Origin of the sequence: Shewanella sp. Isolate8, assembly GCF_022398495.1 — a bacterium.
Lineage (GTDB): Bacteria > Pseudomonadota > Gammaproteobacteria > Enterobacterales > Shewanellaceae > Shewanella > Shewanella aquimarina.
This window is the reverse complement of the sequence record NZ_JAKEVI010000002.1, coordinates 49676-64329: the sequence shown is the minus strand read 5'-3', so window position 1 is coordinate 64329 and position 14654 is coordinate 49676. Positions and strand designations below refer to the sequence as shown.

The 14654-nt window shown below is 50.0% G+C and carries 8 protein-coding genes; 3 read left to right on the top strand and 5 right to left on the bottom strand.

The genetic code is table 11. The annotated features are described in order from the left end of the window. Positions 1-534: 534 nt before the first annotated feature. Positions 535-2067, bottom strand: a complete 1533-nt coding sequence (locus L1D43_RS09675; RefSeq protein WP_239851232.1) for a DUF3360 family protein — start codon at positions 2065-2067, stop codon at positions 535-537. Positions 2068-3038: 971 nt separating this feature from the next. Between L1D43_RS09675 and focA the strand changes: the two genes are divergently transcribed. Further along, on the top strand, positions 3039-4562 hold the full coding sequence (focA, locus tag L1D43_RS09670) for a formate transporter FocA (RefSeq protein ID WP_239851230.1): 1524 nt from the start codon (positions 3039-3041) through the stop codon (positions 4560-4562). A gap of 299 nt (positions 4563-4861) precedes the next feature. Here focA and L1D43_RS09665 read toward each other — a convergent pair whose 3' ends face one another. Next, positions 4862-5776 carry a LysR substrate-binding domain-containing protein gene (locus L1D43_RS09665; RefSeq protein ID WP_041509486.1) on the bottom strand — a complete coding sequence of 305 codons (915 nt, stop codon included), beginning with the start codon at positions 5774-5776 and terminating at the stop codon, positions 4862-4864. A 379-nt stretch (positions 5777-6155) separates the two neighbouring features. Here L1D43_RS09665 and yfcC point away from each other — a divergent pair, with 379 nt between their 5' ends. Continuing rightward, positions 6156-7685, top strand: a complete 1530-nt coding sequence (gene yfcC / locus L1D43_RS09660) for a putative basic amino acid antiporter YfcC (RefSeq protein WP_239851228.1) — start codon at positions 6156-6158, stop codon at positions 7683-7685. A 71-nt stretch (positions 7686-7756) separates the two neighbouring features. On the opposite strand, the gene L1D43_RS09655 is transcribed toward yfcC, so the two are convergent. Beyond that, positions 7757-10465 carry a TonB-dependent receptor gene (locus L1D43_RS09655; RefSeq protein WP_239851226.1) on the bottom strand — a complete coding sequence of 903 codons (2709 nt, stop codon included), beginning with the start codon at positions 10463-10465 and terminating at the stop codon, positions 7757-7759. 1098 nt (positions 10466-11563) lie between these two features. After that, positions 11564-12631, bottom strand: coding sequence for a class I SAM-dependent methyltransferase (locus tag L1D43_RS09650; RefSeq protein WP_239851224.1), 1068 nt, complete (start codon positions 12629-12631; stop codon positions 11564-11566). A gap of 254 nt (positions 12632-12885) precedes the next feature. On the opposite strand from L1D43_RS09650, the gene L1D43_RS09645 reads away from it, so the two are divergent. Further along, positions 12886-13542, top strand: a complete 657-nt coding sequence (locus L1D43_RS09645) for a TetR family transcriptional regulator (RefSeq protein ID WP_239851223.1) — start codon at positions 12886-12888, stop codon at positions 13540-13542. 66 nt (positions 13543-13608) lie between these two features. Here the strand turns inward: L1D43_RS09645 and cysK are convergent, their stop codons facing one another. Further along, positions 13609-14577 (bottom strand): cysteine synthase A, encoded by a 969-nt coding sequence (cysK, locus tag L1D43_RS09640; protein ID WP_041509491.1) that lies wholly within the window; start codon positions 14575-14577, stop codon positions 13609-13611. Between the last annotated feature and the right edge of the window lie 77 nt (positions 14578-14654).

The window sequence follows — 14654 nt, the reverse complement described above, 5'->3', positions numbered from 1 at the left end:
GTTATTGGTTATCGAGTGGCTGTCACTTAAGACGTTGCGATACACCAATAGCTATTCTTCGCAGCTCCCTTCAATGTATTACCCGGATGATGGGAACTGATTATCGAACCGGTAAACCGTGTCGATTTAAATCTGTTTTACGCGATATCCGAACTCGTTTGACACTTACTGTCTAAGCCGATTCGGCTATCGTTAAATTGGTAAGACCAATTAACCATATGAATAGTACCATATCTGCCTAGGTGCTGCATCTGAATCGCTCTGCTTTTGTCCGAGTTAATGCCAAAATTGCTATCGGGTTATCATTTTTGGCGCAAAATTTCGTTTGCATCTCACCTAAGAGTCGGTTATTTGCGCGAGGTGGTTCACACCTTTGTCTGACTGTCCGTGACATCGAGGGTAAGGGTGATTCCCTGGCGTTATGAGCGTCATGCCTATAGGGCATATTGATGCCGGTTATCAGCAAGTTTGATGTAAGTATAGGGGAGATAAAAAAGAAGAGGGCCTAAGCCCTCTTCGTTGTTGTTTGCGCGATTAAAGTAGCGCCGGGATCCCCTGAATCATACCCACTGCCAGCATGGCGGCGAGACAGATCACAAAGGCTAGCCCCGGTATGATCAGCCTGTCGGCCAGGCTTAGGCTGGCGGCACGTTCTTTGTCGCCAATCAGGCCATTGTTATCTAGCAACATGGTCAGCGCCCAGGCCAGTACAGGGTTAGCAACGAAAGAGGCGAAGATACAGATACCCGCCGCTTGGCTGCTTTGGGTGTCTTTCACCATCTGCATGCCGGCTTCCAGTAATGGCAGGAATACGCCAACCAGGAGGGCGATTGACATCACTGGACGCCATACGGTGACATCCATTGGGTAACCCAGTACCGCGACTATGATACACAGGCTACCTAGCAGGATGGCGCCGGCAGGAATAGGACGCTTAGCGATCGCCGCCGGGATCATATAGGTACCCCATGAAGAGGTGATGTTACCGCCACCCACAGCAGTACCGACGATTTGACGTAGTGAACAGGTGGTCATGGTGTCATCCACGTCCATCAGCACTTTCTCTGTGCCTTTAGGGTAGTTCAGCTCCTGGAAGATACGGTGACCCAAGAAATCGGGTGACCACATGGCAACCGCCAGGATGGCAAAGGGGAGTGACGCGATAAAGTGCTCGAAGTTAGGTAAACCTAGCTGCCAGCCATGCTCGGTAGAGCCCCACCAGTAGACGGGGTTCAGGTTAGGGATGCCTGGAGCGGTAACAAACTGCAGATCTAATCCCGCGCCTAGGGCGAAGGCCAGCGCAATCGCGGCGATAGAACAAAGTGGGATCGCCAGCCAACGTTTACCTACCTTGGCCAGATAGGCGTAGAGAACGACGTTTACCAAGAGGATGAAGAAGGCCACATACCCAAGGCTATAGTCCAGGGCATGCTTGGCCTGCAGGCCGCCGGCCCAGTCAAATAGCGAAGTGATCTGACTCTTGGCGCCCATGAAGCCGAGGAAGACCAAGAGGCCCCCCGCGACGCCGCTGGAGGTGAGGTTTACTAACCTGGAGCCCCCCTTAAAGTAACTGAGCAGCAGACCAAAGATACCCAGGAGGATCGCCAGTGCTAATGGGTGGGCACCGGCCAAGGCTATGGTACCGATAAGCGGGATCATGGGGCCGTGGTTGCCGCCAAGGTTGGCGCGAGGGTTGATAAATCCAGAACTGATGATACAGAAGAGCAGGGCGGGGATGAGCATTTCGACGCGAACCACCTGAATGGCGAATTCGGCGCCCAGGTTGATGTGATCCCAGCGCTCGCTCAGGCCCGATGCCCAGGCGGCCATTACGGCCGAATACATTACCGTGATGCCGATAGTGCCTGCGATGGCGGGCACTAGGTCTTCCCACTCAAAGCGGAAATCGCGTCCCGGCAGGTTGAGGCCCCAACGTCTGGGCTTCATGATCTGTAATTCGTGGTCTAAATATTCTTCACGAGTGGCAAACTCGCTGGCAGGACGGTGAAGCGCCTTGTAAGTCAGCTCAGAGGCTTCCATCTCTTCTTTTTTGACTGTTTCTGACATAATTTCTCATTCTCCGAAAAGAACTTATTGACTCATCAATTCGATGAAGACTTAGAGGTAATCCTTGCAAGTCAGCGAGTGTCGTTTGTTGAAAGACCCCCAGGTGCCACTCGAGTAACTTGTCCGCCCCCAAGAATGGATAAAACACCCTAAATCCGGTGAGCAGTTGCATCCCTAACGCTGTTTAAAATTGGTCTGACCAATTTACCTCATAAATCTTAACATAGTGACTTTTGCCTGACATTAACTATCAATAAACTTGAAACTGGTGATTAGATGATTTGGGAGCTAGTTAACATCTTGTGTCGCCATTTCAGATCAATTTTTACATTAGGCATATATATTGCGTTTGGTTTTAGATCGCGCCTTCTGTCAATTTTGAGAGCCACTCCGCCAATTCTTTGCAAATAAGAGGCGCCTCTCACACCTCACATTTTTAGCTGGGTCACGGCTCGCAAAAGGGGTGCTCATTGTGACCAGGGTCTCGCTAGGGGGCGCGAATGTCCGCCTTAGCCTTTTGCTATCTCGCCAGTTTGCCTTGGGAAAAAATTGGCTAGGGATGTTAATCAACTTGCCTTATAGCTTAGGCAATAGGTGGTCAGTTGCCAGTTTGCTAAAGCAAGCTAGGCGCCTTCGCGCCTCAACGCCGCATTCATAGGTTTTTATGTCGTTAACAATTGTTTTTATGTAAGCCTCTGTATTAAAGCGGTTTTAAGGTTATTTGTTATCGGCTTAACAAGCTCGTCACCTCAGTGTTTGGCTATCAAATTTACTGATTGCCTCATTCATTAATATCAAATTTTATTTCGCCTTTTTAGTGGCTAATCTCGGCATCAGAGAGCGAGGCAACAAGCTAACTCTTTGTAAAAACATTTATTAATCAATAGCCGTCTCTAGGGAGATGGCACTTGCGGAGATGATGTTAATGAAATTTCACCCCTGTTTTACGCTTGGCTGGAGAAGGACACGTCATGACGATACCTAATCTAGTGCCACTTGCCACCAGGCAGAGCCAGCCAGCGCCTTTGGCCGAGACTAGCCTATGCCAGCGCGCCGCGGTTTACGGTCAGGAGAAGGTGACTAAGCAGGCGATGCAGTCTATCGGCCAGGCGATGTTTGCTGGCGCCTTTATCGCACTCGCCTTCGTTTTTTATCTCACCGTCACCACTGGCGCATCGGGCGATTGGGGCATGGTGCGCCTGGTTGGCGGCCTGGCCTTTAGTCTGGGGCTGATGTTGGTGGTCATCTGCGGAGGCGAGCTCTTTACCAGTAGCGTACTGAGCAGCGTTGCCTGGGCGCAGAAACGCGTGAGCACGCGGCAGCTGCTGGTCTGTTGGGGACGTGTCTATTTGGGTAACTTCTGCGGCGCCATGATCATGCTGGCATTGATCCTCAGTGCCAAGATGTATCTGTTGGACGGCGGCTTGTGGGGGCTCAATGCCCTGAAGGTCGCACAACATAAGCTGCACCACTCCTGGGGCCAGGCCTTCACCTTGGGTATCTTATGTAACATGCTGGTTTGCTTAGGGGTTTGGATGACCTTTGCCAGCAAGGAGGCGCTCACCAAGGCCATTTTATTGATGCTACCCGTGGCGATGTTTGTCAGCAGCGGCTTCGAGCACAGCATAGCCAACCTCTTTATGGTGCCACTGGGGATCGCCATTAAGCAGCTGGCCATCTGGGACTGGTATCAGATCCCAGGGTTTACCGCTCAGCAATTTAATGACCTGACTCTGCTTCACTTTTTGGCCAATAACCTCATTCCTGTCACTGCGGGCAATATCGTCGGCGGCGGCATAGTGGTGGGCCTGGGCTACTGGTGGATAGATGCAGGCAAGGCTCGCGTCGTACCAGAAAAAGTGCCACTGAGGGCGGTACATCTGGAGCCAGTATTGAGCCGTGACCAGCAGGGCAATGAACAGAATAGCTACAGCGATAACGCTGCCAATACCATTTCAATTTTATCTAGTAAAGTTTGCAGGGGAGAGACCCAAATGCCTAAATCGATTCAAAAACTCAATGTCAGCGCCCTGATGGAGCAGACTCCTTTTACCCTAACCCCCGATCTATCCGTGTACGAGGGACTCAAGCAGCTCAACCAGGCGCAGCTGCGCGGCGCGCCTGTGGTCGATGCTCAGCAACGCCTGCTGGGGTTTGTTTCTCAGCAAGACCTGCTGCGTAGTCTCTGGTCAGAAGAGTTTGTCCGTGGCATAGGCTACAAGGTGGCCGACCTGATGCAAACCCGGGTGCTGACGGTAACCCCTGATGATGCGGTGGCCGATCTGATCGAAGTAATGGTGGTGGATCGTGACAAGTTGTTTCCGGTGAACGACATGGGCGTGCTGACCGGCAACACCTATGCCAGCTATGAGGAGCGGCTCCGTCACGCCAGCGCCAGCAAGCCGAGCTGCTTCCCTGTGGTCAGTGAAGGCAAGCTAGTGGGCGTGATCACCCGTGAGGCCATAGTGACCAAAGTGTGTGCTGTGTATGGCTAAGTCGTCGCAGATGAAACTCGGCAAAGATATGAATAAAGGGCCTGCGTGACTTTATACCAATCACAGTAAATATGTGATCAGAAATAGCGCAGGAAAAACGCTTGAGAACAAAGCAGGATTTTTAGATAAGTAGTTATTCTGCAATTAAAAATACTAATACAGTTATCGAGCGTTTTAACAAACTAGAATGATTAATTATTTACTACGATTGGTATTATAAGCCGTGTTGATGTCAATCGGCGAAAGTAGAAAGGGGCATTTGCCCCTTTCTTGCGGTTTGTACTGTCAGCTAAGCCTGCTTATCGGCTGGTCTTGGCGTGCTGACGATGCTTGCTGAGACGTCTGGCCTCGGTGATCACACAGTCTCGCAGCGGGTTTTCGCCCGAATCGCAGCGCCACACAAAAGAGAGGTGTCTCTGCATATTGAGCTGCGGTGTCGGTAAGATAACCAACTCGCCGGCGGCCACCTCTTTCTCCACATCCAGAAAAGGCAGGCTGCTGAGGTAGGGCCCATTCTTCACTAAGGCCTTGAGTAGCGAGACATGCTCATATTCTTTCCATACGTTGAGCTTTTCGATGACGCCATGAATGGCCCCCTCGAAGATGCGGCGAGTTCCTGCGCCTTGCTCGCGCAGCACCCATCTTGCCTGCTCTAACTGCGCCAGGCTGATGTTGGTCTGCTTGGCATAAGGGTGATGAGGCGAGGCGACTACCACCAGATGGTCGTCTAACCATTGCTCCTGATACAGACGGCTGTCGTCGTTGCGCCCCTCTATGATGCCAAAGTCATATTCGTAATTAAGCAGGCCCTCGACCACGTTCTCGGTATTTTCCACTGTGAGCTCGATCCTAAGTTCAGGAAAATCGGTATCGATTTTACTGATAAGCTCGGGGAGCAGATGCTCGGCGGCGGTCTGACTGGAGCATAAACGAAAACGACCGCTTATAAGGTGTTGTTCGTGAAGGCCTAATTCTATTTGTTGTGCATCTTGTAGCAGGCGCCGCGCCCTTGGGCGTAACCAGTTTCCCCAGTGACTCAGGGTGAGGCGATTACCCTGTCTGATAAAGAGGGGGCGGCCGAGTAGATTTTCCAGCTGCCCAAGGGACATGCTGACTGCAGACTGTGTCATCGACAGTTTGCGCGCCGCCGCACTCACACTTTCCAGGCTGGCTACGGCATCGAACACCATGATTTGTTTTAGGGAGTACTTCATTGACCTTGTGGCGTCCTAACTGAATTAACCAATAAAGAAAACTATCAATAAAATTGATGCTTGCGTGATATTGATTGTATGAGCGCCTGAAGGCTTTCACAAGTAACGCGTTGATTTTATCTGAGTTACTCGACATGCCTCACTCTTTAAGCGTGTCTTGTGCGCACCATGACATTTCTTGGCTACATGTGAGCCCAATCGAGCGGATGGCTTTGTTTGGGCGCTCCCAGTTTAGGCCATTCCAGTTTAGGCGATCCGAGCCGGTTGCTCTGCGCTTGATTGGTTCAGTGCCCAACGGGTGATTCTTGTGCAGCAGAGGGGGAATTGGTTTATATTGGCGGGCAATAACTTAGACTCCAAGAATAACCATGGAAAAACAATGGCAAATCAAGCGCCTTCTTCGGCGGCAAACCCGCAAAATAAAATCCCTTTACCCGACACCTTAGTGATCATCTTCTTTGTGGCCTTGGCAGCCATGTTGTTGACCTATCTGGTGCCCGTAGGTTCCTTCGAGACCCAGGAGATCCATTATCTTGCCGATGGCGTCGAAAAAACGCGTAGTGTGGTCGACCCTAACTCCTTTCGTTACAGTCTGAATGAGGCGGGAGAGCAGCTTAAACAGCCAGTAGCCCTGTTTGAAGGGGGCGGGGGCATAGGCTTCTTCAATTTTGCCTTCGAAGGTTTAACCTCGGGATCCAAGTGGGGTACCGCCATCGGGGTTATCATGTTTATGCTGGTGATCGGTGGTGCATTCGGCATAGTGATGGAAACCGGTACCATAGATAACGGCATCATAAGGCTTATTGATAAGACCCAGGGCAACGAGCGCCTCTTCATTCCCGTGCTCTTTATCCTGTTCTCCCTTGGGGGGGCCGTGTTTGGCATGGGGGAGGAGGCGATCGCCTTTGCCATCATTATTTGCCCTTTGATGATACGTTTAGGATTCGATGGCATCACCACCGTGATGGTGACCTATGTGGCGACTCAGGTGGGCTTTGCCAGTTCCTGGATGAACCCCTTTAGTGTGGCGATCGCTCAGGGGATTGCCGGCATTCCTGTGCTCTCAGGCGCCGGTGTAAGGGGACTCATGTGGGCTGGGTTCACCCTGATGGGGGTGATCTTTACCATGCGCTACGGCGCGAAGATCCAAGCGGATCCGCAAAGCTCGCTCTGCTTTGAGTCGGACAGATATTTCCGTGAGCATCATAATTCGAGCGAGTTACAGAGTCGCTTTAACCTTGGTGACAGTCTGGTACTGCTCACCATCTTGCTGACGGTCGTTTGGGTTATCTGGGGCGTTGTCACTCAGGCCTGGTTCATTCCCGAGATCGCCAGTCAGTTCTTTGCCATGGGGATTGTCGTAGGGATGATTGCGGTGATCTTCAGGTTAAATGGCATGACGCTTAATCGCATGGCCAGTAGTTTTAAGCAGGGAGCGGGCACCATGTTGGAGCCGGCCTTGCTGGTCGGTTGTGCCTCGGGGATCTTGCTGCTTTTGGGTGGTGGTAAGCCAGATGAGCCAAGTGTATTAAATACCTTACTCAATGGCGCCGGCAGCCTGATTGGTCAGCTCCCCGCGGTCGCCTCGGCCTGGTTTATGTTGCTGTTTCAATCTGTGTTTAATTTCTTTGTCACCTCGGGCTCGGGTCAGGCGGCATTGACCATGCCCTTGATGGCGCCCCTTGCCGACATCGTTGGGGTATCGCGTCAGGTGGCCGTGTTGGCTTTTCAGCTGGGCGACGGCTTTACCAATGTGCTGGTGCCGACATCGGCATCTCTGATGGCGACATTAGGCGTATGTCGGGTCGACTGGGGCATCTGGGTCAAGTTTATTTGGCGGTTTATGTTGGCGCTGTTTTTGGTGTCGAGCATTGTGGTGGTCGCCGCTCACTACCTCGGTTTCGTTTAAGAATGCACTTTCATTTAGGCAATAAAAAACGGCATCCTAGGATGCCGTTTTTTCGTTAAAGTTCAGTAAGATTAGAACTTCACTTCACCTTCTAGGAACCACTCACGACCGCGTGCGTTATACACTGAACGTGGGTAGTGCGGCCAAGAAGTGTAGGTTGGGTCGAAGTTTGGACCTGCGTCGAACAGGTTAACTACGCCAGCTTTCACCTTGATAGCATCTGTGATGTTGTAACCTGCAGTCAGGTTCCACTTAGTCTGTGATGCAACTTCGTGTGCGCTTTCATCGAATGGTAGGTTCTTGTCTTCGGCAGACTCTTTGTATGACTTGTACTGAAGACCGTGCATACGCGCAGTGTGGTATGCGCCTAAGGTCGCTTCGAAGTCATCGATATAGTAACCCAGTACTAGGTTAGCGCGGTACTGTGGCAGACCACCGTTGTCGATATCATCTTCAACAGGATCTGTTGGCGTAAGTTGATACTCAGACAACAGGATGTAGGTACCGTTGAAGTTAAGCTTCAGCTCACCATAGTTGTCTAGATCCCAGCCGTAGCCGGCCGTGATATCTAAACCACGCACTTTCTGGAATGCCAGGTTCTGCGCAACGGCGTTAACATGAGTGATCTTTCCAGATGCATCTCGAGTCAGCATGTCTTCATACTGTTCGTACTCACGTGCAGCCTTGCTAGCGCTGATGTCGCTAACCATGTCATCCAGTTTCCACTCCCAAAGGTCGAACGACGCGTTGAGTGAATCACCGCCCCATACTGCACCAATGTTAGCCGTGTAACCGGTTTCGGCTTCTAGATCTTTGTTAGCACCTGTTGTGGTGTCTACGTGAAGTTCTTTACAAACCTCATTTAGCGCAGGATCGTTGTCGTAACCTTGACCTGGTACACCGCCTAAAGCTTGACACTGCTTGAAGTCGATAACAGTAGAGAAGCCTTTAGTTGAGTCACCATATACGCGGTGCATGTCTGGCGCACGGAATACTGAGCTGATAGAACCACGAACCAACAACTCATCCAATGGACGGTATTCAATGGTTAGCTGCGGAGACAGGTTGCCACCGAAATCATCGTAGCGGTCATAACGTACTGCCGCATCAACGGTCAATACATCAAGTACTGGTAGGCTGATTTCGGCATAAGTTGCCCAGTAAGAACGCTCACCGGCACCTGAAGAACCACCTGTGGTCAGGATGGCACCTTTCTTAGACTCCGAGTCAGTGTTGGTTTCATAGTCTTGCTCTGTGTACTCGGCACCGAATGCAAATTGAGCATCGCCAGCTGGCATCTCGAACGCCATACCAGAAATGTTAGCCTGTACGTTCTTCTGAGTAGATTGAGCTTTCTCAAATGGAGAGTAGGCTACAGATTCTACGTCTTCTGCGCTCATGTTTTTCAGCAGAGAGTTACCGTTTTCACCGGCAGTGATGTAGTTGAACATGCCGCCAACAGTGGCGTAGCCGCTACGGAATACATCAACATTAGTACGGCCATAGTTTACTGACGCATCCCAGCTGTACTCATCAGCCAGTGTGCCTTCAAGACCTGCAGTGAAGAAGTAGTTACGTGTCTTAGTCTCGCCAGCGCGGTTGCTGAACTCGTGTAGACGACGCACATAGTAGTATTCGCCATCTTCTGCGTTGGCAAAATCACCGCCTAGGGCAGTCGTTTTGTCGTCGAAAGTCTTGCTAAGAGCGCCATTACTTACGGTGACACTGTTGCCTGCGACTGCAATGTCGTAGTCATTGATCGCCATAGGCTCGATGTTAGTGGTAGATTTCGCCTCGGCAAAATCTAGACGACCGACGAAGCTAATGTTATCAGACAGCTCGTAGTTGAAGTTGGTTGAGCTGATGAAACGTGAACTCTCAGGTTGTAGATCACGCCACTCAGAGCGGTCGAAACCACAAGTAGAACCCGTCCATAGGAATCCACCGGCTGTACACTCTTCAGGGGTTAATACGCGTTGACCTGTAGGGAAAGTTTCATCTTTTCTTTGTACAGATGCGATACGTGCGCCGTACGAGCTGTACGCTGAATGAGGGCTGTAAGGCACTTTATCTGTATGTAGACCGAAGTTTTCACGGTCAGTCGCTTTTAGCTGCTCGTTGTCGGTGAACTCGATGAAAGTCGATACGTTACCGCGATCAGATGAAGCACCTAGAGATAACGCGATACGGTCGCTTCCGCCGCCGCCATTAGTGGTATCACCGTGACGGTACTTAAGTGCAACACCTTCGAAATCTTTCTTCAGGATGATGTTGATCACGCCGCCGACAGCGTCAGCACCGTAGATTGCAGAACCACCAGATTGCAGTACTTCGATACGCTGTACGGCTTCCATAGGCAGGTTAGCAGTATCAACGAAGTTGTCCGTACCACCAGATGGCTTTGGATATTGGTTCAGACGCTTACCATTGATCAGTGTCAGTGTACGGTTAGCACCCGCACCACGTAGGCTGATAGAAGAGGCGGCAGGTGTGAAACCGTGAACAGACTGGGTAGTCATCGCACTGGTGGTTGAAGTCAAGCTTTCTAACGCATCTTGAATGTTAGTGAAGCCCTGTTTGGCCATGTCTTCAGCGCTCATGACGGTAACAGGTGTAGCCGTTTCCATATCGGTACGCTTAATACGTGAACCTGTTACTTGAATACGTTCAACGCTATCTTCATCTGCTGCATAAACGGCTGGCGCACTCAGTGCTGCCGTTGCGGCACCACCAATTAATGCGAAACGAACAGCTTTAGCCAATATAGAATTAGGCTGCATTGTGTTTCTCCCTGAGACTTATTTTAATTTTTGATTTGAACACTCTTGGACTGACCGAATATTTATTCGCTCTAAGTGTCGATCTTTATTTAGTAAAAACTTTTCAAATATTTACTTATATTGATAAATCTTTACCTCGTGCTCGATATAATCATAGAGAGATAACAACTGCAACAAGGCGGCTACAGCCGATACGCTTGCCAATCCATTTAGATGATTATCCTTTTTGCAACATAAAATAAACAACTAATGTCGCCGAGTGGTTAAAATGTAAGCCCGTTATTTCAAAGCGCCCCTCGATGTTGTTTTTGGTGCAGAATTGTTTTTGTGGTGTTAATGGTGGTGGGGTGTTGTGTTTTATTGGTGTTTTTAAATTTACGTTAATTTGTTTTTTGTTTGTGTTGATTGTTATTCAAAAAAAATACAAAAAATATGAAAAATATTGTGGAAATGATTTGTTTGTGAGCAAAATCACCTCTTTTTTTATCTGGTCTATTGTTGCCTTAATGTTAATTCTTAAGTGTTGAGGAATGACTTTCGAATACAAAGGTGTGGCATTTCACTTAATTTATGACCTATTTGGCGTCTATGATGCGTCATTATGATTAAGCTTGAGAGCTGGGGTTGTTAAATCAGTGTTACTTTGGCTGGTCATAGGAATGGCAGCGTAATCTTAGCTTCTGATTGGCCCTAGGAGCGGCTTATAGATTTAGCATTTGAGCTAAGCTCCTGCGGTTAAATTTTTTCCGTTATGTTCTTTTGGTTAAGTACTTTCGTTTAAGAGCTATCCGTTAAGCTTTAACCGTTTGGACAGTATTGGAACTAAAGCAAAATTAAGAGAGTAGAGAGTAGAGAGTAGAGAGTAGAGAGTAGAGAGTAGAGAAGCTAAAGAGAGTAAGAAGAATAGGGAAAGTCAGAAGCGAATAAGGGAGTATAGGTAGACCTCCTGCCGTTGCAGGCTGGTCTACCGGTTGGTTCATCCTCGGGCTCACCCTCGTTGAGTTCACCCCTAACATTTGCAACGACTGCTCATGGCTTGTGTGTTAAGGCTTGTGTGTTAAGGCTTGTGTTTTAAGGCGTTGGCTTACGGCTTATGTTTTACGGCTTGCGACGACAGCGAAGTAAGGTATGGCCTAAACCTATGTTATCGATATCTTCGTCAACATAGAGGCCTGCCGAGGAGATCAATTTTAGCAGATCTTTTGAATGGTACATGCGGCTATTGCCGTTGGCCATGGCGGTGAAGTAGAGCGATGTGGCGTTAACGCAATAGGCGCCAGCCTCGCAAGGTTGTCTGTCCCAGAAGGTCTCTAAGATGCAGAGCTCACTATGGGGGGCCATATTGGCGGCAGCCAGCTTTAATATGGCCAGAATCTGAGTCTCGGAGAAGCAATCTAAGAACTGACTCATCCAGTAGAGATCCCCACCCTCATAGAAAGGCGTATCAACCTTTAATAGATCGCATTCAAAGCCATGGATACGTTCGCTTAAGCCCTTGTCCTTGGCATTTTCCATAGCTACCTTGAGCTGACCGGGCAGATCCATGATGGTGACCTCGACATCGGCATCGTATTGGGTACAGGCCAGTGCCCATTTCCCCGTGTTGCCGCCGATATCCACCAAGGTTTTTGGTTGGGCCTTAAAGATCAACGGGAGCACAGTGCCAAAGGCGTGATCCGAATAGAAGTGGTCAAACTCGAACCAACTCTGCTTAGCTGCTACTGGCAATTGGCTTAGGCCGGGGTAGATGGTTTGCCAGTCGCCAAATACTTTCAAGCCACTGGCTTCGCCTTTTTCTAGCGCCTTGTCGAGTTCGAACATCCCTTGATAACAAACATCATGATTGAAGTTGAGGTTGACTCTGGACATCTCATCGTGAAGTAGGAAGTGGCCTATCTTATCCAGATGATAACCTTGCCCTGCTTGCCAGATGAGGCCCATGCTGAGGCCCATATCTAGCAGGACGCCGACTGCATAGTCTGACAGCTCAACCAGGTTAGAGAGTCTGGCTCGGCTCAAGCCTGGTTCGGATTCTATTTTCGCTAAGAGATCAAATTTCAACAGACAACGGGCAACCTGGAAGGTTATGGGAGCGAATGCGATTTTCTGTGCTTCGAATTTGGCATCAAATGCCGAAATTGTTTTCGGCGATTGGTAAAAGTCCATCAGAGTCCTGACGCTTGAGTGAGTGAAATGCCATCCACTCTAGCCGGATCCCCCGTTGAGTACATCAAGTCTATGTCGATTTATCGACCTGGCTCGCGAAATCTGACAAGAGATAGCTGAAATTAACGGCGATACAAAGCGTTATTGATCACAGTGCTGCTGAGTGTGAGGGTTGCGGGCTAGGTCAAGTGTTACTCAGGTGTTAATATGGGTAGGCTCAGCCGCCGACGGCTTGGACTGATAAGGATAGGTAAATGCAGCAACCTCTTAGTTATGTTGGACGTATCACCCACAGGGCCGATGGTGAGGCGCGGCGCGTGGCTATCTTAGAGGCGACCCTGCGGTTGATCATCAGGGAGGGGGTGCGCGGCGTACGCCATCGCGCCGTGGCAACCGAGGCGCAGGTACCACTGGCCTCGACCACCTATTACTTTAAAGACATCAAAGATCTGATCAGCGACGCCTTAACCTATTTTGCCGAGAAGACTCTGTGGATGAATAACACCCTGGAGGAAAAGAGTTTCCAGTTGCTCGAGGTGCTCAAGGCGGATAGTGAGTTGATGCCCCTCGATAACATCGCAGTACATCTGACCGAGTTTCTCTGTGAGCATATTCAGACTCAGGTGAGTCACAAAGACGATCGCATTCTCGAGCTGGCGTTTCACGAAGAGGCACTACGTAATCCAGTGCTCGCCGAGGCCATTCAGCTGCTGGATAATGGCTTCATCAGGACTATCGAGCAGTTTTTTACCGCCTTAGGATCATCCTCGGCCAATGCCGATGCCCATCAGCTGCTCGGGCTCATTCGTTGGGTAGAGTATCAGAGTCTGATTAGCGGCAATCTAGATAGTGACTTTCTCAAGCAGACGGTGGGCGCCTGTATCGATAAGATATTGCGCGCCATAAAATAAGCCCCCAATAGCTAGCAAAAACTATCGGGGGCTTGAGTCAGTTAACGCGCCGGATGAGGGCGAGTCTTACTGTACGTTTTCCGCGTCGCCAAATTGGCCCTGGAAGAGTACAGATGAGAGGTAACGTTCGGCTGCAGAGGGCAGGATCACTACGATGTTCTTGCCTTCAAATTCTGGCAGCTCGGCGATACGGTTTGCTGCAACCACGGCGGCACCAGAAGAGATACCCACCAGGATACCTTCCTCTTTCATCAGGCGCTGAGCCATCTCGATCGCTTCTTCGTTGGTCACGGCTTCAACACGGTCGACCACTTCGAGATCTAGGTTAGCCGGGATGAAACCAGCGCCGATACCTTGGATCTTATGTGGGCCAGGCTGCACGGGTTGACCGGCCATGGTCTGGCCAATGACCGGTGAGTCTGCGGGCTCAACCGCTACCGAGGTGATCGCCTTACCTTGGGTTTGCTTGATGTAACGGCTAACACCTGTGATGGTACCACCTGTGCCCACGCCGGCAACGACAACATCTACTTCACCGTCTGTGTCATTCCAAATCTCTGGACCCGTGGTCTTCTCGTGGATCTCTGGGTTAGCTGGGTTGTCGAATTGACCCAAGATCAGGTATTTCTCAGGTGCAGATTGACGCAGCTCCTCTGCCTTGTCGATGGCACCTTTCATGCCTTTAGCGCCTTCGGTTAGGACAAGGTTTGCGCCCAGCGCCTTAAGCAGCTTGCGACGCTCTAGACTCATGGTGTTTGGCATGGTTAGGGTTAACTTATACCCACGGGCCGCGGCGACATAGGCCAGCGCAATACCTGTGTTACCTGAAGTCGGCTCAATCAATTCTTTATCTTTAGTGAGCAAGCCCTTCTTTTCGGCGTCCCAAATCATATTCGCGCCGATACGACACTTTACACTAAAGCTAGGGTTACGGGCCTCAACCTTGGCGAGCACATTTCCCTTGCTGACGCGATTTAGGCGAACAAGAGGTGTATTACCTATGGTATATGAATTGTCTTCGAAAATTTTACTCATGGATTACTTGCTCCTTTATGTATACAGCTAAATCATAGTGTGGTTTCAGCGCATTAGAAATGATAGTTTCATATTCG

What these genes read in the sequence shown, in the direction of transcription:
- focA (WP_239851230.1), top strand. Translation starts at nt 3,039, where the DNA reads ATGACGATACCTAATCTAGTGCCACTTGCCACCAGGCAGAGCCAGCCA.
- L1D43_RS09665 (WP_041509486.1), bottom strand. Translation starts at nt 5,776, where the DNA reads ATGAAGTACTCCCTAAAACAAATCATGGTGTTCGATGCCGTAGCCAGC.
- L1D43_RS09675 (WP_239851232.1), bottom strand. Translation starts at nt 2,067, where the DNA reads ATGTCAGAAACAGTCAAAAAAGAAGAGATGGAAGCCTCTGAGCTGACT.
- L1D43_RS09645 (WP_239851223.1), top strand. Translation starts at nt 12,886, where the DNA reads ATGCAGCAACCTCTTAGTTATGTTGGACGTATCACCCACAGGGCCGAT.
- L1D43_RS09650 (WP_239851224.1), bottom strand. Translation starts at nt 12,631, where the DNA reads ATGGACTTTTACCAATCGCCGAAAACAATTTCGGCATTTGATGCCAAA.
- cysK (WP_041509491.1), bottom strand. Translation starts at nt 14,577, where the DNA reads ATGAGTAAAATTTTCGAAGACAATTCATATACCATAGGTAATACACCT.
- yfcC (WP_239851228.1), top strand. Translation starts at nt 6,156, where the DNA reads ATGGCAAATCAAGCGCCTTCTTCGGCGGCAAACCCGCAAAATAAAATC.
- L1D43_RS09655 (WP_239851226.1), bottom strand. Translation starts at nt 10,465, where the DNA reads ATGCAGCCTAATTCTATATTGGCTAAAGCTGTTCGTTTCGCATTAATT.